The sequence below is a fragment of the Sporosarcina pasadenensis genome (assembly GCF_047228845.1).
Classification (GTDB): domain Bacteria; phylum Bacillota; class Bacilli; order Bacillales_A; family Planococcaceae; genus Sporosarcina.
The window spans coordinates 33,746-56,047 of sequence record NZ_JBFEGM010000012.1 but is presented as its reverse complement, the minus strand read 5'-3'; the positions used below and the strand labels follow the sequence as shown (position 1 = coordinate 56,047).

General features: G+C 40.6%; 23 protein-coding genes. 7 read left to right on the top strand and 16 right to left on the bottom strand.

Features of this window, described 5'->3' with window-relative positions; translation table 11 throughout:
* Positions 1-1,167: a glycerate kinase family protein gene (locus AB1K89_RS15210; RefSeq protein WP_413055557.1), complete on the bottom strand. Its 1,167-nt coding sequence runs from the start codon at positions 1,165-1,167 to the stop codon at positions 1-3.
* 346 nt (positions 1,168-1,513) lie between these two features.
* Between AB1K89_RS15210 and AB1K89_RS15205 the strand changes: the two genes are divergently transcribed.
* From AB1K89_RS15205 to AB1K89_RS15195, 3 genes are read left to right on the top strand one after another with little or no spacing between them, the layout of a single operon-like run.
* Positions 1,514-2,167, top strand: a complete 654-nt coding sequence (locus AB1K89_RS15205) for a GntR family transcriptional regulator (protein ID WP_413055556.1) — start codon at positions 1,514-1,516, stop codon at positions 2,165-2,167.
* Between the two features lie 40 nt (positions 2,168-2,207).
* Complete coding sequence (locus AB1K89_RS15200; RefSeq protein WP_413055555.1) at positions 2,208-2,627, top strand: CidA/LrgA family holin-like protein; 420 nt, start codon at positions 2,208-2,210, stop codon at positions 2,625-2,627.
* Positions 2,597-3,289, top strand: coding sequence for an LrgB family protein (locus AB1K89_RS15195; RefSeq protein WP_413055554.1), 693 nt, complete (start codon positions 2,597-2,599; stop codon positions 3,287-3,289). The genes AB1K89_RS15200 and AB1K89_RS15195 overlap by 31 nt, the downstream gene beginning before the upstream one ends.
* 66 nt (positions 3,290-3,355) lie before the next feature.
* Here AB1K89_RS15195 and AB1K89_RS15190 read toward each other — a convergent pair whose 3' ends face one another.
* Together AB1K89_RS15190 and AB1K89_RS15185 are read right to left on the bottom strand one after the other, a co-directional pair.
* Positions 3,356-3,838 carry a nucleoside deaminase gene (locus AB1K89_RS15190; RefSeq protein WP_413055553.1) on the bottom strand — a complete coding sequence of 161 codons (483 nt, stop codon included), beginning with the start codon at positions 3,836-3,838 and terminating at the stop codon, positions 3,356-3,358.
* Positions 3,839-3,907: 69 nt separating this feature from the next.
* Complete coding sequence (locus AB1K89_RS15185; protein WP_413055552.1) at positions 3,908-4,834, bottom strand: ketopantoate reductase family protein; 927 nt, start codon at positions 4,832-4,834, stop codon at positions 3,908-3,910.
* A gap of 400 nt (positions 4,835-5,234) precedes the next feature.
* Here AB1K89_RS15185 and AB1K89_RS15180 point away from each other — a divergent pair, with 400 nt between their 5' ends.
* The 4 genes from AB1K89_RS15180 to AB1K89_RS15165 all read left to right on the top strand — a co-directional run bounded on the left by AB1K89_RS15180 (position 5,235) and on the right by AB1K89_RS15165 (position 7,984).
* Positions 5,235-6,194: an aromatic acid exporter family protein gene (locus tag AB1K89_RS15180; RefSeq protein ID WP_413055551.1), complete on the top strand. Its 960-nt coding sequence runs from the start codon at positions 5,235-5,237 to the stop codon at positions 6,192-6,194.
* 438 nt (positions 6,195-6,632) lie between these two features.
* Positions 6,633-7,304, top strand: coding sequence for a class I SAM-dependent methyltransferase (locus AB1K89_RS15175; RefSeq protein ID WP_413055550.1), 672 nt, complete (start codon positions 6,633-6,635; stop codon positions 7,302-7,304).
* A 122-nt stretch (positions 7,305-7,426) separates the two neighbouring features.
* Positions 7,427-7,747 (top strand): YbjQ family protein, encoded by a 321-nt coding sequence (locus tag AB1K89_RS15170; RefSeq protein ID WP_099675914.1) that lies wholly within the window; start codon positions 7,427-7,429, stop codon positions 7,745-7,747.
* Positions 7,748-7,750: 3 nt separating this feature from the next.
* Complete coding sequence (locus AB1K89_RS15165) at positions 7,751-7,984, top strand: hypothetical protein (RefSeq protein WP_413055549.1); 234 nt, start codon at positions 7,751-7,753, stop codon at positions 7,982-7,984.
* An 83-nt stretch (positions 7,985-8,067) separates the two neighbouring features.
* Here the strand turns inward: AB1K89_RS15165 and AB1K89_RS15160 are convergent, their stop codons facing one another.
* From AB1K89_RS15160 to yycF, 13 genes are all read right to left on the bottom strand, one after another.
* A complete protein-coding gene (locus tag AB1K89_RS15160; protein ID WP_413055548.1) occupies positions 8,068-8,736 on the bottom strand; it encodes an RraA family protein in 669 nt (222 codons plus the stop codon).
* A 130-nt stretch (positions 8,737-8,866) separates the two neighbouring features.
* Complete coding sequence (gene allW / locus AB1K89_RS15155; RefSeq protein WP_413055547.1) at positions 8,867-10,330, bottom strand: allantoin permease; 1,464 nt, start codon at positions 10,328-10,330, stop codon at positions 8,867-8,869.
* A gap of 110 nt (positions 10,331-10,440) precedes the next feature.
* Positions 10,441-11,700, bottom strand: coding sequence for an amidase (locus AB1K89_RS15150; RefSeq protein ID WP_413055546.1), 1,260 nt, complete (start codon positions 11,698-11,700; stop codon positions 10,441-10,443).
* Between the two features lie 48 nt (positions 11,701-11,748).
* Complete coding sequence (locus AB1K89_RS15145; RefSeq protein ID WP_413055545.1) at positions 11,749-13,014, bottom strand: amidohydrolase family protein; 1,266 nt, start codon at positions 13,012-13,014, stop codon at positions 11,749-11,751.
* Between the two features lie 162 nt (positions 13,015-13,176).
* On the bottom strand, positions 13,177-13,932 hold the full coding sequence (locus AB1K89_RS15140) for an SDR family NAD(P)-dependent oxidoreductase (RefSeq protein WP_413055544.1): 756 nt from the start codon (positions 13,930-13,932) through the stop codon (positions 13,177-13,179).
* Positions 13,933-14,483: 551 nt separating this feature from the next.
* Entirely contained in the window at positions 14,484-14,963 is a 480-nt protein-coding gene (rlmH, locus tag AB1K89_RS15135; RefSeq protein ID WP_413055543.1) for a 23S rRNA (pseudouridine(1915)-N(3))-methyltransferase RlmH, read from the bottom strand.
* A 79-nt stretch (positions 14,964-15,042) separates the two neighbouring features.
* Entirely contained in the window at positions 15,043-15,207 is a 165-nt protein-coding gene (locus AB1K89_RS15130; protein WP_413055542.1) for a CxxH/CxxC protein, read from the bottom strand.
* A gap of 205 nt (positions 15,208-15,412) precedes the next feature.
* The gene (locus AB1K89_RS15125; protein ID WP_413055541.1) at positions 15,413-16,675 is read right to left on the bottom strand and encodes a S1C family serine protease; all 1,263 of its coding nucleotides are present in this window, start codon (positions 16,673-16,675) and stop codon (positions 15,413-15,415) included.
* Positions 16,676-16,776: 101 nt separating this feature from the next.
* Complete coding sequence (locus tag AB1K89_RS15120) at positions 16,777-17,565, bottom strand: MBL fold metallo-hydrolase (RefSeq protein WP_413055540.1); 789 nt, start codon at positions 17,563-17,565, stop codon at positions 16,777-16,779.
* Between the two features lie 12 nt (positions 17,566-17,577).
* The gene (locus AB1K89_RS15115) at positions 17,578-18,414 is read right to left on the bottom strand and encodes a two-component system regulatory protein YycI (RefSeq protein WP_413055539.1); all 837 of its coding nucleotides are present in this window, start codon (positions 18,412-18,414) and stop codon (positions 17,578-17,580) included.
* The gene (locus AB1K89_RS15110) at positions 18,401-19,729 is read right to left on the bottom strand and encodes a YycH family regulatory protein (RefSeq protein ID WP_413055538.1); all 1,329 of its coding nucleotides are present in this window, start codon (positions 19,727-19,729) and stop codon (positions 18,401-18,403) included. Before AB1K89_RS15110 ends, AB1K89_RS15115 begins: the two co-directional genes overlap by 14 nt.
* On the bottom strand, positions 19,720-21,549 hold the full coding sequence (gene walK / locus AB1K89_RS15105; RefSeq protein ID WP_413055537.1) for a cell wall metabolism sensor histidine kinase WalK: 1,830 nt from the start codon (positions 21,547-21,549) through the stop codon (positions 19,720-19,722). The genes AB1K89_RS15110 and walK overlap by 10 nt, the downstream gene beginning before the upstream one ends.
* 5 nt (positions 21,550-21,554) lie before the next feature.
* A complete protein-coding gene (gene yycF, locus AB1K89_RS15100; RefSeq protein ID WP_252505154.1) occupies positions 21,555-22,265 on the bottom strand; it encodes a response regulator YycF in 711 nt (236 codons plus the stop codon).
* Positions 22,266-22,302 lie beyond the last annotated feature (37 nt).

Below are 22,302 nucleotides of genomic sequence, written 5' to 3'. Positions count from 1 at the left end.
CTATGCCATTTTTCTTCTTGCAATCCGTAGTCCTACGCTCACTTGGCGGAGAACTGCTACAATACTGTCTTCAATCCATTGGGGTGCTTTGCTGATCGCCTTTTCCAATGTTGCCGGTTTTTGAATGATGCTTGAGTATGCATCGATACCTGCCTGGTAGTTTAGATCTGCACCTTTACCGATCGTGCCTGTGATTGCAATAACCGGAATTTGATTCTTTTTCGCAATCCTAGCTACTTCAGCTGGGATTTTTCCGTTTGGCGTTTGGAAATCGATACTACCTTCAGCCGTGAGTACGATATCCGCACCCGCAATTTTTTCCTCTATATTAATATAATTTTTAATAAGATCGAACCTCGGGTGAAGGGTTGCGCCTGTAAAGGCAATTAACCCTGCCCCAAGCCCGCCGGATGCACCGCTTCCCGGCAGAGTCCTGACATCGACCGAACAGTTTTTTTGGACTAAAGCGGCATAGTGCTCCAGTGCAGCTGACAATTTTTCTACTTGTTGTGGAGTCGCTCCTTTTTGCGGGCCAAAGACTCGGGCGACCCCTTTCTCTCCGCAAAGTACGTTCGTCCAATTGCAAGCCACGTCAATGGAAACATCCGTGAGTCGTTTGTCTACATGAGTCGAATCAATATGGGCAACCTCTAGCAAATCTTCACCACCTTGAATGAACAGCTGCTTATGATGATGATCGAAAAACTTTACACCAAGAGCCTGTGCCATCCCCGAGCCGCCATCTGATGTGCCGGAATCCCCACAGCCAACAAGTATATGGTCGACACCAAGGTCAAGGGCTGCAAGTATCAGTTCCCCTACCCCATATGTAGTCGTTTTCAACGGGTTTCTTTGGTCTCGAGGGACATGCTTCAACCCAGCAACAGCCGCCATCTCAATCACGGCCGTCCGTTTATTATGTTCAGTAAAAATTCCAAAATGGCTTTTGATTTTCTTTCCGACAGGGCCTGTCACTTCTTTATAAATTAATTCACCGGCCTTTAAACTTACAATTGTTTTCGCAAACCCTTCCCCTCCATCAATCATCGGCACAACTTCAACATCAATTTCCTCATCAAACCGCCTTACCCCTTTAGCCATCGCAATCGCGACATCTTCCGCGTCTAAACATTCCTTAAACCCCGACGGTACAATTACAATCTTCATGTGAATATCCTCCTTGAAATTATTGATTACTTGTAATGTACCTATCAAAAGCTAATATATTTTGAGAGATAGATTAATAAATGATTAGAAATGGTTTTGGAGGTTAAACAATAGAAGATTATATTGATTTCTGCTAAGGGGTCTCCTATAAATAGCAAATGAGTTGGGATGTAATAGGGGCTAACCTTTGCAGAGGTTGTAAAGGGGAAAATCAAATGATATACTATTTTCACTGGTATCTGGTATACCAGATGCCAGTTTTCGTTTCCTCATTTCTTGTTTAATTAGCAGTGGTGCTACTCGCTGAAGATCTACCTAACGACTATTATGTTAAAGGATGAAATTGATGAACTTTCTAAAGGCAGAACAACCCCAATTATTTAAGGATCACGCATATAACGAAATTAAGACAGCCATTATTCAGCACGAAATCGAACCTGGATCCATGTTAAATGAACGTTCACTTAGTGAAAGCCTTGGAATTAGCCGTACCCCATTAAAGTTAGCCTTGCAACAGCTGGAATTGGAAGGTTGGATTACATCTGTACCTCGAAAAGGAATTTTCATTAAAACCATTACTAGAAGCGACGTTGAGGACATTTTCCAACTGCGGAAGGCTAATGAAGTACTAGTCATAGAACTGCTCATTCCTCTTCTTGACGACGAAGCAATTGCAAAAATCGAGGAGCTGGATGAACAACTATCTGGCAAGAAGGAAGATCATGTACAGTTTGTGTACTGCGATTCTTCCTTTCACTTGTTTTTAGCAGAGTTGAGTCAAAATCTCCGTCTGTATCAATTGATTGAAAATCTCACCGACCATTTTAATTGGTATCGATTTGCTTCATTGAAGGCCGGGAAAAGCTTGGATGAGATTCACTATGAACATACATTAATCATCGAGGGACTAAAAGCAAGGAATGTACGCCGAACTACGGACGCTGTTTTGAACCATATTGATAAGGCATACGCCACATTAATGGTAAATTTTAAGGAATGAAGGAAAGATTTAATTTTCATTAGAAAGAAGGGAAGTTCTTTTGGAGCAACACGTCAAGAAAACGCTCATTATTGTATTACAAATTTGTATTTTATATATATTCTCTTATATTGGAAACGTTATTCAGAACTTTTTTCACTTAGTTATCCCTGGGAGTATTCTAGGACTCTTATTACTCTTTACTTGTTTATGTTTCAAAATCGTCCCCGTTAAATGGATTGAAAATGGAGCAGGATTTTTATTAAGTTTATTAATGTTGTTTTTCATTCCAACGACAGTTGGTGTCATGAACTATTCTTCGTTACTTTCTTTTCAAGGTGCATTGTTCATCCTTGCTGTTCTATTAAGTACAGTCATTTCCATTGCAATTACGGGAACGGCAGGTCAATTTCTTGAGAAAAAGGCACAAAAGAGAAAGGATGATAAAGAATGCAGCAAGGCCCACTCGCAATCTGCATGATTTTAATAACCGTCATTGCTTATCTTGCTATGGCTAAGATTTATAAACGATATACGTATTCAGTATTAATTCCTGTTTTAACAGCTACTACAATTATTATCATCATCCTGTCATTGTTTCATATTCCATATGAAAGCTATATGTCTGGAGGGCAATGGATCAGTTCCCTTTTAGGTCCATCCGTTGTCGCACTTGCTTACCCTTTATATAAACAGCGTCGCTTTTTACTAGATCACTTAGCTCCTATAATAGGAGGAGTATTCGTAGGTGCCAGTTCCGGAATGGTCAGTGTTGTTCTCCTCGCTAAAATCTTCGGGGTCAATCATTCATTAACTCTTTCCCTTATCCCAAAATCTCTTACCACTCCTATTGCAATAGAAGTAGCTAAAGGATTAGGCGGAGATGCCTCGCTGGCAGTTGTCGCTGTTATGATTGCAGGAATCTTTGGCGCAATCGTTGCTCCTTCTATTTTTCAATTGTTGCGGGTGCATAGCCCAATGGGAAGAGGCATCGCTCTTGGCAGTGCATCGCATGCGATAGGGACTGCGAAAGCAGCTGAATACGGTGAACTTACCTTTTCAATGAGCTCTGTCACAATGGCGTTATGTGCGATCATCGGCTCTGTTCTTGGTCCAATTGTTGTGTGGGTATTTCATATATAATTAGAAAAGTCCAATCTCCTTTTTTGGAGATTGGACTTTATTATGTGGTAGAGAGGCAATCTGTGTTCATCGTCTGCTTGCATGGAACTGGCGATGGAGTTCACGAACTTGCTCCGCTAGTTCAGGAACAGGGCCATCTATTGTCGTATCACGAATTACATCTTGAATAGGAAGATTACGGACGCGCGATGAAGTAACCCCCAATTCACTCAACCATTGTACTAGCTGTTCGGAGGAACTTGCATAAACGATCCTGCCTAACCCAACCCACCCGTGGGCGGCAGCGCACATAGGGCAATGTTCGCCAGAAGTATATACTGTTGCCTTGCTTCTCTCTTCAGGCGTCATGTTCGCAGCCGCCCATCGTGCCAAAGCAAATTCCGGGTGTTGTGTATGGTCACCACCTGCAACGTGGTTATGATCTTCTGCAAGCACGTCTCCGTCTGCTGAGACAAGGACCGAACCAAATGGCTCGTCACCTTTCTCCAGCGCAGTTCTTGCTAATTCAATACAACGTCGCAGGTGCTTCAAATCTGAATTACTTATCATAATTGAATCCTCCTCGTTTGCATTACTACTTCAATATCAAATAGAGCAGATGTATCCGCTCTTTGTTATTTAGTTTAAATAACTTTTCTCTTTTGCCAACACTAAATTGACGAGCATTTCATTAATCGGAACTTCCAGGCCAAGTTCTTTTGCTTTTTGAACAACTCCACCATTGATGGCCATAATTTCTGTTTTTCTTTTATTTAAGACGTCGACCAACATCGATGTCTGGTTTGGCGCTGTTTTCCTAGCTAAGTCTTTAATGATAGAAGAATCATTAAAACGTAATGGAATGCCTGCCTTTTTGGCAACCATTAGACATTCTTCTGCAATTTTATCCTGTAGGTTAGAAGTTTCCTCGTTTTCTACCAACTCACCGTTTCTCAGTCCAGTCAGTGCGCCTAATGGATTAATGCCGCAATTGCCTATTAACTTCTCCCAAATTAATGACATGACATTTTCAGAAACCTTTGATTGCCCCAGTTTTTCATGGTCGAAGATACGCTGTATTTCTTTGATGCGATCAGTGACTTTACCATCAATCTCACCGATTACAGTTCCTCCACTGCCCGTGTGGAGAATGACACCAGGCTCCTCAATGTAACCGGCTGTACTCGTATTTCCTGCGATAATTTTACTTTCATCAATATATTTAGCGATTTTTTCAATATTACCGATGCCGTTCTGCAGAGTTAACACAATCGTGTTGTCGCCAATGAGATTTTTATTTTGCTCCATCGCAATTTCGGTAATATATGTTTTGACTAAAACGATGACTACATCAAGTTCTTCGAAGACCTCTCTACCATCAGTGAACGCCTTAAGATTCGTATATACCTTTTTCTCGTCACCATGCAAGATCGTAAGTCCATTAGAATTGATTGCGTCTATATGTTCTTTAAATATATCGATCAAGTAAACGTCATGTCCTGTTTCGGACAAGACTGCACCATAAAGCCCGCCTATGGCTCCCGCGCCGATGATACCAATTTTCATACAAACTCAACCTTTCTTTTACCTGTATATCTATATCTGTTTTATGTAACCCTAGCTTTTAAACCGCTTACATTTTAATTGTAAGCGACTTCTGAAATTATATCAAATAACCTTTACATAAATGGTAGTAATTTCAAATTTAACGGTCTTCTTCTGCAGACATTACTAAAGGGAAATACTACGTCCATTTCCCTTTTTATTATCAATAAATTTATTCATATATATATAATCCTTATTAACTTATGATACGATTAAAGTAAACTGATCTTAGTACGGTATTAAATTTTATTAATCTCTATCTAATATCTGTAATATTATATTGATGTTATATAAATACTTGTATGGGGAAAACTACTCTCGATTGGTTTAATGAAAATATAGAGAATATAGGATGATACTTATGGGATATCGGACAATTAAAACTGCAATAGGGGCAGGATTAGCAATTTGGATTGCGAGTTTACTCGATTTGGAATTTGCATCATTTGCAGCAATTATCGTGATCATGTGTATTGAGAAGACAAAAAAAAGAACATTGCATTCCATTCAGAAGAAATTCTTCGCATCTCTTTTATCTTTACTTCTTGGGTCCATATGCTTTGAACTATTAGGATATCATCCAATTGTTTTAACTTTATTTATTTTATTGTTTGTCCCAGTCCTTTTAAAGGCACGTATTCAGGAAGGTTTTGTCACAAGCATGGTTGTCATTCTACATATTTATACAGTCAAGGAAGCCAACCTAGAGAACTTATTGAATGAACTCTATATTATTTTCATTGGCATAGGAATCGCCTTACTCGTAAACAGCATTATGCCAAGCTTTAAGAAAGAAATTGAAAAATATAAAATGAAGATCGAGAATAAATTCAGCGTTATTCTGCACCAGTTCTCTATACTTTTAAAAGATAATGAGCAAAAATGGGACGGCAAAGAGTTAATTGAAGTAGAAAATATCCTTAATCAGGCTAAAAACATTGCTATCCAAGAAGTAGAAAATCATCTGTTACGGAAAGAAAATAATGATTATTATTATCTCGAAATGCGAGAGGATCAACTGGGAATCCTAAAACAGATGGCAGCCATCTTACGCATTGTTTCTTCTTCGGAGTTAGATATTAAACAAAGAGGAATGCTTGCAGCCATCTTTCTGAATATCAGTCAACATGTAGATTCAGGAGATACAACCATTGCATTAAAGCTATTAGAGGAATATGAAGAGTCAATACGGGAAACAGAATTACCGAAGACAAGGGAAGAATTTGAAATCAGAGCAAATCTATTTTATTTGAATTTCGAGATTAAGAACTATTTAATTATAAAGAAAAATATTTTTAATAGAAGTAAACTTAGCTCTTGAATCTAGTCAGTAACTTAACAATAGCCACGGGGACAGGTTTCTCGGCTTACGAAGCCAAGGATTCTGTCCCCGTTGCTTTTAATATGACAAAAACAACTTTGAAACCATCATCTTTTCTTCAATCTTCCCTGAATAATACCTATAACGGCTGGCATTACGGAAATGAAGATAATTGCTAGGAGAACCGTTGAAAAGTTGTCTTTGACAATTGGATTATTGCCGAAAAAATAGCCTAAAATCGTACAGGTTCTTTTTTCCGCCCTCACCATACATGTCCTTCCCCCGTATACTAATATGACTAAAAAGTAATGAGGTTTATCGCTAGCTGTTATATTCGTACCCACTTAACTACTTTCAAGCAGTGGCATTTATACTTCTTATCTTCAAAAAAAATTAAAGAAGGTGGTCTTAATTCTGAATTCCAATTATCTAGATTTTTTGGCTAAACTCGGTATTGAAGGTGCACATCCTGGTGGAATTAATCTGACAAAGGAAATATTCAAGAGGGAGAACATTAACAGAAATTCTCACATTCTAGATGTAGGGTGTGGTACTGGCCAAACTGCTGCCTATTTAGCTTACAGATATGGAGCAAAAGTAACTGGCATCGATATCAATCCAACAATGATTGCAAAGGCCGAAAGGAGAATGAAAAAAAATCGATTATCGGTCAAAATAATTCAAGGCCCAGTAGAAAAAATTCCGTTACCGGATAATCATTTTGATATTATTGCTTCTGAATCTGTTCTTTCTTTTGTAAATAAACCCAGAGCCCTTAAAGAAATCTTTCGGTTATTAAAGAATGGCGGCCGTTTCATTGCAATTGAACAAACGATTAACCAGCGACTAGAGGAAAAAGAGGAAAACGAAATCAAACATTTTTATGGATTTACTTCCCTTCCTACGGAAAAAGATTGGGTGGCGTTATTGGAACAGGCAGGTTTTGAAAATATTCGCATACAACAAAATACATCCATCGATTCAGTGCCTGATATCCATTACTTAGATGATATTGAACCTGAACTTTACGAGATTATGGATAAACATTTTGATATGATATTGAGGTATAAAGAGAAATTGGGCTATCGAATTTATTCATGTACAAAATAAGTTATGATTTCTCATTTTACTTATGATTACACACTCCATAATTTATCACTGGCAAATACTTCTATTTTCCTAAAGATGGATTATACTATAAGTATGAAATTATTATTAAGGAGTGGATTCATATGATGATCGTAACAACTGAAAATATTGCTAATCACCAAATTACAGAAGTGTTAGGTCCAGTATTTGGTTTAACCGTAAGAGCAAGAGGAATTGGTAAAGATATTGCTGCTGCTTTTAAGGGGCTAGTAGGTGGAGAAATAAATCAGTATACAGAAATGCTTGAAGATGCTAGAAAACAAGCAATGGATCGTATGGTGAAAAATGCTACAGCAATGGGTGCAAACGCTATTATTATGATGCGTTTTGACTCAGGTGAAATTGGTCAAAATATGAGTGAAATCGTAGCCTATGGAACAGCAGTCATTGTAGAAAAGAGATAACTAATGAAATGGATTATAGGATTTTATAGTATCCAATTCCTTATTTTGATTATTTTAATTATCGGTTCATGGTTCATTTGGGATCGCCGATTCAAAACGAAACACGGCAGGCAAGTACCAAAAGGATTCATACGGACAAATGAGATTTCAATTGATCCAATCACAAACAAAAGATTAGTAGTTTATTTCAACCCAGAATCTGGAGAACGCTTTTATAAAGAGGAAGATAGAAATTGAAAAGGAGCTTTTTTACAAAGAGGCCAGTCCCTCAGTTTGATATAACTTTACTGAACTGGGGAACTGGTCTCAAAACTTACAACTTAAAATTTTAATCCTTTCCTTTTTAATGTTTCATCTATCCAACTTCTATCTAATGTACCAGCCTCTATTTGTGTGAGCATCTCTTGTTCATGAGCGTATATTGCTTTCGCTCTTTTTAGCACCTTTGCCGCCTGTTCATAAGGGACAACCACTACCCCATCGTTATCACCTACAATGACATCACCCGGATTCACTGTAACACCGGCACAGCTAATAGAAACATTGATTTGTCCCGGCCCTTCTTTGAAAGGACCCCCAGGGTTCACGCCTTTTGCAAAAACGGGAAAGCCGATTTGTTTTATCGCTTCCGCATCTCTAATCGCTCCATCTACTACATAGCCAGAAATGCGATTTCTCTTCCCAATCATACACATCATTTCTCCTAATAAGGCTCTGCTAATATCTCCACCGGTCTCAACAACAATAACATCGCCAGGGGATGCTATCTCAATCGCTTTATGAAACATCAAATTGTCCCTAGGCATTGTTTTGACTGTCAAAGCCTGCCCAACCATTTGAACATCCGGTTTATTAAAATGTGCAACTCCAATCATTGCATTAAATATTCCCATTGCATCGGCAATAATCGTAGTACTAATAGCACCTAACCCATCGATTATTTCTTGGGGCAATTTTGTATATGAAGGTTCGATACGTAAATCTAACATGAATACCACTCCTTTGATTTGTTTTTCAGTATGATTAAGCAACAGAATTGACTATTTTCAATCGAATTTAGATAGAAAGAGGGAATAAATGCGCAGCATTTATTCCCTCCCACCACCAACTAGTTTTCTTTTATTTATTTGCAAAAAACTTAGCAAGAATTCCATACGATACTAATGCTGTGATAAAACCACTTATCCAAGAAAGATCAGTAAAAATCGAAAAGGTTGGGATAAGATTACCACTTAGAGACACTAGCACCCCAAGAATGGTTGCGATATATGCATTCTTGTTAATTCCGCGAAATTTATTGATAGCTTTCGTATCTTTCATATCATAATATAGCTCGTTAAGATTGATCTCTTGTTTAAAAACAAAGAAATATTGATAAATCATTACACCAGATACAGGACCTAAAATAGCACCTATTCCGTTTAAGAAAGTATAAATACTATCTGGATTTTCCATCAACTTCCACGGCATAATCGCGAATCCCAACAAGCAAGCGATTATTACACCTCTTCGATAATTTATCCATTTAGGGAAGAGTGCTGTTAGCTGAAATGCGGCTGGAGTGATGTTAGCAGTAGCATTCGAGTTAACAGTTATCAACAATAAGATTAGCATTGCAATAAGAATGGCCGGTAAACTATCCCAATGATTAATTACATTTAGCACATCCCATTGTTCCACGCCATAATGAATAGAACTACCAATAAGAATAGAGATACTAGTAAAAGCAAAAATAACGTAACCAACAATCAAGCTTAATCCTTGTCCTACCATTTGATCTTTAGTTGAAGTTGCGTTTTGTGTAAAATCAGCAGCGCTAACCCCTGGTGCCGCCCAAAATGCCAACACAGCATTAATGATCATCATGTAAGCAAATAGAGGGCTTATATCTTGGTTTGTTCCTTCAATAGAATAGCTTAAAATATTACCAAAGCCACCACCAACAATGACTCCCCAAATTCCCATGGAGAAAAACAGAACATAAATCAAGACCGTTAACAAAGTATTGAATTTGTTTAGGAAACTGCTTCCACTAATACCTAGTGCAAGGTTCGCTGACCAAAAAATGATAAATGCAAGTAGTCCTGGCATACCGATACCAAAAAAAGTAAAGTCTCCACCAATTTCTAAAAACTTAGGCCAAAGTTTACCAATAATGATTAGTAGGGCTTGGGATCCCACGAAAGTTTGTAAACCAAACCAACCTATAGCGACTACGATACCTCTTAAGAAACCGGGTATCTTAGCCCCAGCCTCTCCATAAGTTGCTCGTAAATGCATCGAAAATGGAATACCGTATTTTGAACCAGCTTTTCCATTAAAGGCCATAAATACCGCCGTAAGTATGGCACCTAAAACTAAAGCAAGCATGATATTAATAGGAGCTAAACCTAAAACTAAGAAACCACCAGCTGCAGCATAGTTTGGAATGTTATGCAAATTACCCATCCACAGCGTGAAATAGTTACCAACTTTCATACTGCGTTTATCTTCAGTTTTCGGTAATAAATCCTCGTTATCGTAACCTCTTGACTTGAATAACTTAACTTCTTCTTGAGTTACACTTATATGTTCCTTACCCATATTGAAATAAACCTCCTAGAGGCTTTTTTTATTTTTTGTTTGTCAATAAAAGCTAGATTAACTTTTTTACCCCCATCTAAAGCAGGACGGGGGTATGCATTTTGGATGTATTATCTAGCTAAAATTTTATGATTGGCGTTACTATAACTATCGACTAAATCTGCAGCAAATTCGGCTAACTGTAAATCACAACCATGAGCTCCAATTAAAGAAATACCAAGTGGCACTTCGTGTTGTTTAACTAATGGTAGTGTAATTTGCGGTGTACCGGATAAAGGTGAAATACATAATAATTTACTCGATTGTACACGCGTTGCATTTATTTCTTCTAAAGAGCTACTTCTTAGAGGTGCTACAGAGGCAGCTGTAGGTAAGCATAGTAGTGTGCCTTCTGGTAAAATATCTTTAACTCTTTCAATAACAGCTTGTCTTTTATTCAATGCTTCTTTATATTCGCTCATAGTAATGGTAGATGCCCACTCTAATCGTTCTTTTGGACCTGATGAGAGATTCGGACGGTATTTCCTTACCCAACCACCGTAACTTTCCCAAACTTCATATCCTTGAATAATTCTAAAAATTCCCGTCCATTCTTCCAAACCATTCGGACTCACTTTTATATTTTCAACTACTTCAAAATGTTGTTTAAGATGGTTGACAGCAGGCTGTAATGCCTCTACAACATCTTTGTTGATCGAATCAAAACAATCGTCAGCGATGAGCAACCTATTAAACGTCACTTTTTTACTGTCATTACCTAATACTTCTTTGGAAACCCGTCTAAAAACATCGGAATTTCTAGCAACATATCCAAGAACGTCCATGCTCTCACAATACGGAGCCTCTCCATCATTGGCAACACGTCCATAAGTAGGACGAATACCTAATACTCCATTGTAACTTGCGGGGACCCGAACTGACCCTAGGCAGTCGCTTCCGTAAGCAAAATCTACTAAACCTCCAGCTGTAGCTGCGCCCGTCCCGCTCGAAGACCCTCCTGTAAAGCGTCTTGGGTCGTGAGGGTTGATTGGAGATCCATAATTCCAATTTTCACCACTTATACTGTAACAAAGCTCATCACAAATCGTTTTCCCAACTAAATCTGCTCCTGCAGATAACGTTTTAGTGACAATACTAGAAGTAAAATCATCTGGACCATTAGTCCGCAACCATTCTGGGTGGCCATTACTATAAGTGCTTCCTAAGATTTTAAAAACATCTTTAACTCCAAATACAAGTCCTTCGAGATTCCCTTTACCAGACCCTTTCAAAGCGATGTGGTTTTCACGAACAAACGACTGTAGCGCATCATAAGGTGGCTGATCAGAGACAGTTAAGCGAGCATTATTTAACATGTTAGTAGGAACCATATTTATCACCTTTCCTGAATTAGTAGTAGATAGAAACAAATAGTCTTATTAATCTCCCATTAAAACAGATGCCATCTTACGTGATAATTCATTTTGGACAATGACCTTACCATTTTTAATAACATAGCGGACTAAGGGTTGATCATTGATTAAATTGCTCAAATCGTCACAATCGTAGATAACGATATCAGCATTTTTACCAACTTCTATTCCGTAAGTATCACTGACCCCTATTGCCTTAGCCGCGTTATAAGTGACCATATCTAATACTGCACGACGTTGATCCGCAGAGCCCATTTGTTGTGATACTTGCAATAAGTAGCCAACAGCGATTAAGTCCGCATTACCAAACGGTGTAAATGCATTGCGAATATTATTGGAAGAATAAGCAAGATTTACTCCATGCTCCATCATTGACAATACAGGTGCCATACCACGAGGAATATTTTTTCTCTCGGTGCGTCCAGTCATAAACATATCCGTTACTGGTAATGGAACAATTGAAACTTCAGCTTTAGCGATTTTGTCAAAAATAGGTGCTGCCACTTCTGGATCAAGTGACCCTAATGTTGTAACATGTCCGATTGCAACTCTACCTTGGTAGCCACGTTCAATTGTCATATCACAAATTAGTTCAATACATGTATTTTGTGGATCATCAGCGTTCGTGCCAAAGTCAGCATGCATATCAATTGGCAGATTGTACTTTTCCGCCAAATCAAAAACGATTTCTAGTTGTTTTTTAGTATCTTCCATTGTTTTTTCACTATAAGGACAGCCACCAACTACATCAGCACCCATTTTGATGGATTCCTCCATCATCTCCAGTACGCCTGGAGATTGAATAATGCCTTCTTGAGGAAATGCAACGATTTGCAAATCTAGTACTTCTTTAAACTTTTCTTTTAAATCTAGAAGTACTTCTACTCCAAGTGTTTTCTCAAAAGGATCCACATCTGGATGCGCTCTCATAATTGTAGTCCCGTTTAATACCGACCATCTTAATACTCTTTCAGCTCGTTTTTTCACATCATCATATGTGTATAATTTCTTTAGTTCAGCCGTATTCTTCAATGCTTCCTCTAATGTTCCTGATATATTAGGTTTGCGATCTTCAAGAAATGCTTTATCAGGGTGGATATGACTTTCAATTAGAGTTGGTAACACAGCATTGCCTTTTGCATCAATTTCTTCTAAGTTATTGTCATTTTGAATGCGTGCAGCTATTTCCACAATTTTTCCATCAATGATTTTGATGTCTTTTTGAGATTCACCATCTTTGATATGTGCATTTCGTATAATTAAATTACCCATGGAAAATACCCCCTATAATTAATTAAATTCATGTATCTCACACAAAAATAAAGATTATATTGTGATATAAACTAAAAAAATTTCCTAAAAAAAGGGCCTGTCCCCCAGCTCGATAAAACTTTACCGAACTGGGGAATTGCCCTATAATTTTTTTAAAAAAAATTATCCAATTGATTGTCCACCATCAATTTTCATTTCAACACCATTAATATGCGTAGCTCTGTCACTTGCTAAATATGCCGAAAAATAGGCAACATCTTCAGAGCGGCCAATACGTTCAGATGGAATACTAGCTATTTGTCGAACAACTGCAGGATGTTCTTGATCAATTGCATAGCGGACCATTGGAGTATCGGTTAATCCTGGACATAGTGAAACAGCCCGAATTCCATCTTTCGCATAATTGAAAGCAAGTTGTTTCGTGTATCCAACAAGTGCGTGCTTAGAAGTAATGTATGCTGCGTCTCCAACACCAGCAATTGTTCCTCCAATTGAAGCGACATTAATGAATGTTCCCTGCCCTTTTTCAAGCATATGTGGCAAGAGCGCATTTGTTAGTAAATAGACTGCTTTAACGTTCACAGCCATGATTCTATCCCATTCATCTTCAGTAATATCAAGAGATGCTTTAAAATCCGCCAAGATAGCAGCATTGTTCACACAAATATCAACTGTTCCAAACTCTTCAAGCGCTTTATTAATCATAATCTGAACATCTTCTTTTTTAGAAATGTCAGCAACAATACTAAGTACAGTGCCATTATTATCTTTAATCAGTTTCTCTGTTTCAGCTAAACCTTCCGCATTCACATCGTTAAGGATTACCTTGGCACCTTCTTTTGCATACTCAATTGCCTGTGCTCTACCTAGTCCTGATGCAGCGCCTGTAATTAATGCAACTTTCTCTTGTAACAACATAATAACCCTCCTAAATTTATACCCTTACTTCCTATTTTAAAAATAAAAATAGGTTGTTGTAATTTTTTAATTAAATCACAAAACTATCCTAACAAAACATCAACACAGTATTAGCAAGAAAAAGCGAAACCGCTTTCAAACTTCTCTCCTTTTATTATATATAGCCCTTTCAACAAGTTCTATATACTCAATGAACAAAAGAAACGAGTACAAACTATTTAACATGCATAACAATTTTAACATTACATTACTTTCTAACAAGACCTTTGTTCACTTTGAACAAAGGAAAACTATCATTTTATAAGAAATTGAATGAGGCCCTTTCAGCTGCAAGCATTAAAAGGGTGGCCATCTATGTAAGGATAAGCACCGAAGAACAAGCAAGTGAGGGTTACAGCATAACTGCACAACTACAAACTTTACGTCAATATGCACAACTATATGGAAGGGAAACAGCAGAGGAATACACGGAGGGTATGAAGCGAAGAAGGGGATTCTCAATACCCGCTTTCGACAAAGAATTATCCCCTTATTTACAACTTTTTTTGCCTCTATTTATGGTATGGTTCCCCTTTAATAATCCGAAATCCCCGATACACCTGCTCCAACAGCACCAATTTCATCAACTGATGCGGGAACGTCATCTTTGAGAACGACAGCAGCTCATCCGCCCGTTTCAATACATCATTATGTAATCCGAGAGATCCGCCGATGACAAAGACGACTTTGCTTCGCCCGTACGTCATCAACGACTCCATCCCCGCCGCCAATTCCTCGCTCGTTTTCATCTTCCCCTCAATTGCAAGAGCAATGACGAACGCATCGGAATGGATTTTTGCAAGAATCCGATCGGCTTCCTTTTTCTTGACGATTTCCATATCGGCTTCACTCAATGACTCGGGTGCCTTCTCATCCGCCACTTCGATAAGATCAATTTTTGCATAGGCGCCGAGTCGTTTGGCGTATTCGTCGATGCCCATTTTCAAATATTTTTCTTTTAGTTTGCCAACTGACACAATTGTAATATTCACAGGGTTGTCCACCTTTGCTGAAATGTTATACACAGAACTTATTCACATATCCACAGGAAAAACTACATATTGTGCCCGATTATCCGTTCGCCACAATATACGATGCGGGTGTGTCACAGTACTCGCATTTTGTGGATAAGTTTTTCTCTTCCTCGATTTTTTCCATGATCGGAAACGTTTCCTCTTTTGCGACAAATACGTCAAGCGCATGATTGATATGGGTTTCACAGCTATATAATTTCATTATCCACACTTCCTTCATCATTTATTTTTTACACAATGTTATTCACAATTTCAACTTCTTATCCACATGTCGATAACTACTACAGAAAAAACAGGCAGTATAGCCGATGTTCTGCTATGCTGCCCGTTGTGGATAATTAATTATTACATCACTGTAAAAAGTGTAACATTCTAATCGGTTTCTCGCCTGCTTTTTGTAAAAATGATTAGAATGTATTGCCGTCCCTTAATTCCATTTCGATTTCAACCTGTTTTCCGTCACGGTACACTTTCATCTTCATCATATCGCCAACTCGTTTGTCATTGTATAGATGCTTGCGCAAGCCGACCATATCGTCGATCTTTACACCATCCATTTCTACAATGACGTCATATCGCTTCACACCCGCGGCTTCAGCCGGCGTATTGCGGAATACTTGGGTGATGATGACTCCTCCCGCTATATTCTCCGGAAGCTTCAGCCCTTTTCGCTCCGAGGAAGGCACATCTTCCAAATTAAAGAGACTGACGCCCATTGTCGGCCGTTGAACCGTTCCCGTCGTTTCCAGGTCTTTGATGATCGGTACTGCAATATTGATCGGGATGGCAAGTCCGATTCCTTCCACGGTCGCTTCTGTTATTTTCATCGAGTTGATGCCGACGAGCTGGCCCGCCATATTGATGAGTGCGCCGCCCGAGTTGCCGGGATTGATGGCGGCGTCTGTCTGTAGGACGTCCGCTTGCCAATCAATCGTTCCATTCTGATCGAAATCCATCGGAATGGAACGGTCTTTCCCGGAAACGATGCCCATCGTTACAGATCCTGCAAAGCCTAGACCGAGCGGGTTTCCGATGGCGATGACCGTTTCCCCGCGCTTCAAAGCGTCGGAGTCTCCGAACTGAATGACTGTGTTGACAGCAGCACCATCAATCTCAACGACGGCAAGATCTGTCCACATATCGCTGCCCACAAGCTTTCCTTCCACCTTCGTTCCATCATCGAATGTGATTTCCAACCCTTCCGCACCTTCAACGACGTGATGGTTTGTGACGATATATGCCTTGTCGCCTTCCTTCTTATAAATGACGCCGGAGCCGCTGCCCGTTTCCCTTCTCGTTTCTGTCGATGACCAAAAATCGCGTACAGTTTGGAGATTGGTGATGCCCACGACCGTATCTGCAACTTCGGAGACAATGTCTGTTACGTCCGTATTGATATCTACGGAGACTCGCTCGCTCTGTAAATTGCTTTTACCGCTCGTCTCGCTGCCGACTTGTGGTGTCACTTTCTCCTTGCCCAATGTGGAATACATCAGAAACCAGACGATCAGACCACCGAGAATAGCCCCGATAAGCGCGGGCAGAAACCCGCCGCTGCGTTTAGGCTTGATCGGTCTTTCACTATATCGTGGCGGCTCTTCACGTCGTTCTGGTTCCTCGATGACCGGTTTTTCGTCTTCATTTCGTGGACCTTGATTGAATTCGTCCATTCTCCTCTCCCTTTCTTTACACAGTTACACTCACTGTACCCAAATCCTGTCGTTTAAAATCAAAAAAGCCTTACCAGAAGGCAAGGCTTTTGATGAACGATTTAGACAGTGACAAGCTCTGTCGGTTTTTCCGCGTCGGTGTCATGCAAATGCACGAATTCCCCCGTGCGGATCCCGCATGCTTCCAATGTTTGCGAAACACTCATCCTTGCGAGATCTTTCATGTTATTGTCCTTGCTTAGGTGCGATAAATAAATTCTCGTCTCTTTTTGGGCTACGACTTCGCTCATTGCAACAGCAGCATCTTCATTCGACACATGGCCCACGTCGCTAAGAATCCTTCGTTTGATGGACCATGGATAGCGTCCCATTTGCAGCATGCTGACGTCATGGTTGCTCTCGAAAACAAATGCATCAGACCCTTGAATATGCCCTTTCATTCGGTCGCTCACATACCCCGTATCCGTGATAATCGACAGCTTGCGGTCGTTTTCATGGAAGACATAGAACATCGGATCTGCAGCATCATGGGAAACAGCGAAAGACTGGATATCGAGCGAGCCGAACGACATGTTCGTTTCCATGTTGAAATGGAAACGTTGCTCCATCGGAATTTCGCCGACAAGCCCATTCATTGCAAGCCATGTCTTTTCATTTGCGTAAATGGGCACTTTGTATCTTCGCGCCAGCACGCCGATCCCTTTAATATGATCGCTATGCTCATGAGTGACAAAAATGCCGTCCACTTGCGTCATGGAACGGCCAATACTTTCAAGCTGCTGTTCCATTCTTTTCGCACTAAGTCCTGCATCGACCAGAAAAGCATGCTTTTCTGTCTCTATATATATGGAATTGCCCGTACTACCACTAGCGAGCACACTGAAACGCATATGAAAAACTCCTTATTCTTCTTCATCCTCAACCTCATCGAGCTCTTCCTCTTCCATCTTTTCCAGGTGGAAGTCTATCACTTTTCCTTCAATGGCATTGATGAAATGATTCTCGATGGTGCCATCCTTCAATTCTACACGAATATTCCATGTTGCGGCAAATACTTGGTTTTTCGTCGAAACGAGCGTCGCCGAGTAACCTGGTGTCACCTTCAGCACTTTTGAATCCTGCTTCAAATACCCCCGCGTAACTAGCGATCCTACCGCTTCATCCTGTGTCAACATGTCTCTTTTCAAGTTTTTGCTTGAGAACTCTTCCAGCATTCGCTGCTCGTAATGTGTTACTTCATGATTTTCATCCCAATAAATCGTCAATGTGGCATTCGGACTATAGAAAATCGGTTCGCCATCCACTTTTTGAAAAAAGATGGCTTTCCGCTTTTCCTTATCCAATTCCCACAACTCATATTCAGCTCCGTGCCATATATACTTCGCTAGAAAATCATTGAAATGATAATCCTCTTTGTCATTTCGGATGGATACCGGGATAATCATTTCGGATTCAATTGATGTATTATCGACAATGACGATGGACTGGTCCTCCAAAGACTCCAATTCCTCTTCTGAGAATGACTTCACATCAGCAAAGATGTGGGAAAAGTCATTTTTAACGACCTGTGGCAAATTGTACGTAATATTTTCTTGTTTCATCAAATCCTCAATGGAGGCTTTCCCCGCAACTTGCACATTTTGCGCCTCAGTACGCTGATTTAAATACAAGAAGTAGAGGAATATATTCAATATCGAAAAGACGACGATGAATATCGTTTTTGTCTTATTCCAATCCAATTTGCTCACCCCCGCCTTGATCCTCAGCTGTATAAGAGAACCATCTACCTTTGATATAATAAAACCAGGCAGGCTCCATCACAAAAATCCGTTTTTCTAAATCATGTCTCATCATGTACCCTGTTGTAATTTCCTCGACCGTCCCGAAATCGATTTTTTCCGATTCCTTCAGTTCGTTTGCTATGGCGGCACCCGAAGGAAGACTCACCTCTTCCTCATCCACCCCCACATCAAGTGTATAATAAGGCCGGATATACCTAAACGCCCGGTTCACTCCATAATACTGTGCAATTTCCGTTATGCCCGCTGGTTCCAAGACCGGATAGCCTTGAATGAACAACTGGAATCTCACATAATGAGAATAACTATTTATATACGAGAATCTGAACGAATCTGTCCAGCCACCATGCTCATTAATCGAGTCAATGACGTCTGTTAATAGGGTTGAAGGTTTTACCTCTTCCCTGTTTTCCACAGCAGGATGGGCAAAGTTCAACATCTTCGATTCCGTATTTACGACTAAAAGCGCATGGTCATCACCAAATTCCTCATGTTTGCCATCCACCTGACTGCGTCTTACTGCATTCGGGTCATTAAATAAAGCATCACGGAAGCGGGTCGGACTTATTTCTTCCTGGTAATACACGATTTGATTCATCGTGACTCGTTCAGTAGGTACCGCCAAATAGACCGGTTCCTGTACATTCACTTCAGTATAGGAAGGTAAATTTTCCCCTTCAATGACGATGTTACGATATGACGTCATCGTATCCTCCGGAGCTACTTTGCCATGATAATGGATTCCTGTCGCCCGGTTGATGAAATGCACTTCAAATGCAATTTCCTTCGGATTCCATTTGACGACAAGGCGGTCAAAACTGAATTCCGGAAGTCGAATATTGTCCTCAAAAGGTAAAATTTCTTCATACACAGGCAGCGGCACATCCCCTTGGAAATACAAGGTGAACTGATTCGTATCTTCGAAGAAGGCTTTCATCTGCCCCTTGTTCATCTCGTTTTGGCCGGGAACCAATTGCGTGACTTTCCAAGAGTTCATTTCCCTCATAATACTGTCAATCCGTATTTGATCGGTCGTTCCATTGAGTGATTCCTCATATTTAATGAGGATCTTATATGGCTTAATGATATCCTGCACTTTTCTTCGTTCGCCGATTGAAATATCGACGGTCGGCGATTGTTCAATCGTATCCAGTCGGGGCGAATACGTCCATATGGAAAAGGTGAATGTTATGCTCAACAGGACGAGCAATAGTAAGATAATCGATTTGACCGGTTCGATATACTTCAATCCCATTCACCTTCCTCTTGTTGTTCAAAGGGCAGCGTAAAGAAAATCGTCGTGCCTTTCCCTTCTTCACTTTCCGCCCATATTTCGCCGCCATGTGCAATGATCATTTCCTTCGCGATGGCAAGTCCAAGACCCGTTCCGCCCATCGCCCTTGATCTCGCGCGGTCCGCTCTGTAGAACCTGTCGAAAATGCGGTTCACATTCGCTTGCGGGATGCCCATGCCGTCGTCGGAAATCATCACTTTTATGAACGTTCCAGACGTCGTTACTCCAAAGCGGACATCTCCGCCATCCGGGGAATATTTAAGCGCATTCGAAATAATATTGTCGATTACCTGTGTCATCTTATCGGTGTCAATTTCGACGAATAGATCCTCGGAAGGTAACAATCGCTTGAAGTGAACGTTCTGTGACTTCGAGAATTCGAACCGCTCAATGATTGAGTTGAAGAAATGGTTGAATTCTACCCATTCGGTATTCAACTCATATTCTTTGCTATCCATCCTGGAAAGCTTCAATAAGTCATTCACAAGCCGGATCATCCGCTCCGTCTCCGTCTGCGTCACGCGAAGGAAGGAAGGGGCAATCTCCTCGTTCTTCCATGCACCTTCCGCCAATGCATCCAAATAGCTGCGCATTGTCGTGAGCGGGGTACGAAGCTCGTGAGAAACGTTGGAAACGAATTCTCGCCTCTCCATGTCAATCTTCTCCTGTTCGGTATTGTCATGAAGGACGACAATGAGACCGTTCACGAAGCCCGTCTCCCGCTGCGTCACCGAAAAGGTCGCCCGTAGGATGTAAGGGACCTTCTCCGTACTGAAGTCGAGCGCGATTGAATCCTTCACTTGAATGAGGTCTTCAAACGTATATTCCTGCTCCAAGCCTAAGATGCTTGCAATCGGGCGATTCAACACAAGATCGCGTGTCATCCGCAGCATCATAAGCGCAGAGTCATTGATTAGGCTCACCCTGCCTTTACGGTCCGTAGATATGACGCCATCCGTCATGTTTTCAAGAACCGAGGCGAGCTTTCTTTGCTCACTTTCCGTCGTTGACTGCGACTCTTGCAGCTGATTTGTCAAATGGTTGAAAGCGATTGCCAGCTGGCCCATTTCATCATTCCCGTATACGTGGACCTTCCTTGAGAAGTTCCCTTGCGCCATCGCTTGTGCCTGACGCCTCATATCCGAAATCGGCCTCGTGAAAGTCCTGGCGATGAATATGCCGATAATAATTGTGATTGTTAACGAGACCGCCACTCCGCCCGCAAGAATTTGGTTGATTTCATTGATCTGCTTGAATACTTTTTCGATATTTGCTGTCACATATAAAGTGCCGACGACTTCCAAATTATTATTCTTAATAGGCGTCACAAGCACCATGACACGTTCTCGTTTCGTCGGGTCATAGTTGATATTCTCGTAGACCGTTTCGGATGAGATTGATCTTCTCACACTGTCTTCCATTGATCGCTGGCCGACCAATGATTGATTGCCCAATTCGGAAGTTGCCAATATACGATACTTTGCATCGATGACCCTTATTTCATTTATATCTTCCGAATTAAAGCCCGAAAGGACGTTCCATAAGCTCTGTTCGAGCGACGGATCGTCCGTAGTTGATCGGTCTTTTATCATTTCTTCACGGACGCTGAATTCAACAAGATTCATCCTGTCTCTGACGGATGTCGTGAAGTTATCTTTTAACGTCTGTTCAAGCTCCCTTGCAAAATAAAGCCCGATAATCTGCATCGCTACAAGGATGAGCATAATATAGATGAGCACGAATTTTACATGGATAGACCGAAAAAATCCGACTTTCTGCATTTTCCTTACTCCTGTTCCGGATCACGCAAATAGTAACCGACTCCACGTCTTGTTACAATCCACGTCGGGTGGCTCGGAGTGTCCTCGATCTTTTCGCGCAGACGGCGTATCGTTACGTCGACTGTCCGTACATCCCCAAAATAATCATAGCCCCATACCGTCTGCAACAAATGCTCTCTCGTCATTACTTGGCCGATATGCTTCGCCAAATAATGAAGCAATTCAAACTCGCGGTGCGTCAGTTCAATCGATTCTCCACGCTTTTGGACTAAATATGCATCCGGTTGGATGACGAGGCTTCCGACTGTAATTTCATTTGTCGCCTCATCCTGCTCCTCCGACAACGTCTTCGAATGCCTGCGCAAGTTCGCTTTCACCCTTGCAATCAATTCGCGTGTGCCGAACGGTTTCGTCACGTAATCATCCGCGCCTAATTCCAACCCTAACACTTTATCAATTTCCGAGTCCTTCGCTGTAAGCATGATGATGGGGAAATCATATTTCTTCCTGACCTCCCTGCATACTTCCATGCCATCACGCTTCGGAAGCATAATGTCGAGCAGCATAATATCAGGCTGCACTTCTTCCACCTTCTCGAGCGCCTCTTCTCCGTCATAAGCGCAATAGACAGTAAAGCCTTCCTTCTTCAAATTGAACTCTAATATGTCAGCTATCGGTTTTTCATCATCTACGACTAAAATCGTTTTATTTTGCATCATTCATTCCCTTTCCCGCCGATTTGGCGCCTAACTT

Coding starts and splice junctions, on each gene's coding strand:
- AB1K89_RS15145 (WP_413055545.1), bottom strand. CDS start 13,014: ATGGGTAATTTAATTATACGAAATGCACATATCAAAGATGGTGAATCT.
- AB1K89_RS15210 (WP_413055557.1), bottom strand. CDS start 1,167: ATGAAGATTGTAATTGTACCGTCGGGGTTTAAGGAATGTTTAGACGCG.
- AB1K89_RS15165 (WP_413055549.1), top strand. CDS start 7,751: ATGAAATGGATTATAGGATTTTATAGTATCCAATTCCTTATTTTGATT.
- AB1K89_RS15125 (WP_413055541.1), bottom strand. CDS start 16,675: ATGGACGAATTCAATCAAGGTCCACGAAATGAAGACGAAAAACCGGTC.
- AB1K89_RS15195 (WP_413055554.1), top strand. CDS start 2,597: ATGCAGCAAGGCCCACTCGCAATCTGCATGATTTTAATAACCGTCATT.
- AB1K89_RS15190 (WP_413055553.1), bottom strand. CDS start 3,838: ATGATAAGTAATTCAGATTTGAAGCACCTGCGACGTTGTATTGAATTA.
- AB1K89_RS15120 (WP_413055540.1), bottom strand. CDS start 17,565: ATGCGTTTCAGTGTGCTCGCTAGTGGTAGTACGGGCAATTCCATATAT.
- AB1K89_RS15205 (WP_413055556.1), top strand. CDS start 1,514: ATGAACTTTCTAAAGGCAGAACAACCCCAATTATTTAAGGATCACGCA.
- AB1K89_RS15110 (WP_413055538.1), bottom strand. CDS start 19,729: ATGGGATTGAAGTATATCGAACCGGTCAAATCGATTATCTTACTATTG.
- walK (WP_413055537.1), bottom strand. CDS start 21,549: ATGCAGAAAGTCGGATTTTTTCGGTCTATCCATGTAAAATTCGTGCTC.
- AB1K89_RS15160 (WP_413055548.1), bottom strand. CDS start 8,736: ATGTTAGATTTACGTATCGAACCTTCATATACAAAATTGCCCCAAGAA.
- AB1K89_RS15130 (WP_413055542.1), bottom strand. CDS start 15,207: ATGAAATTATATAGCTGTGAAACCCATATCAATCATGCGCTTGACGTA.
- AB1K89_RS15170 (WP_099675914.1), top strand. CDS start 7,427: ATGATGATCGTAACAACTGAAAATATTGCTAATCACCAAATTACAGAA.
- AB1K89_RS15180 (WP_413055551.1), top strand. CDS start 5,235: ATGGGATATCGGACAATTAAAACTGCAATAGGGGCAGGATTAGCAATT.
- allW (WP_413055547.1), bottom strand. CDS start 10,330: ATGGGTAAGGAACATATAAGTGTAACTCAAGAAGAAGTTAAGTTATTC.
- AB1K89_RS15150 (WP_413055546.1), bottom strand. CDS start 11,700: ATGGTTCCTACTAACATGTTAAATAATGCTCGCTTAACTGTCTCTGAT.
- AB1K89_RS15140 (WP_413055544.1), bottom strand. CDS start 13,932: ATGTTGTTACAAGAGAAAGTTGCATTAATTACAGGCGCTGCATCAGGA.
- AB1K89_RS15185 (WP_413055552.1), bottom strand. CDS start 4,834: ATGAAAATTGGTATCATCGGCGCGGGAGCCATAGGCGGGCTTTATGGT.
- yycF (WP_252505154.1), bottom strand. CDS start 22,265: ATGCAAAATAAAACGATTTTAGTCGTAGATGATGAAAAACCGATAGCT.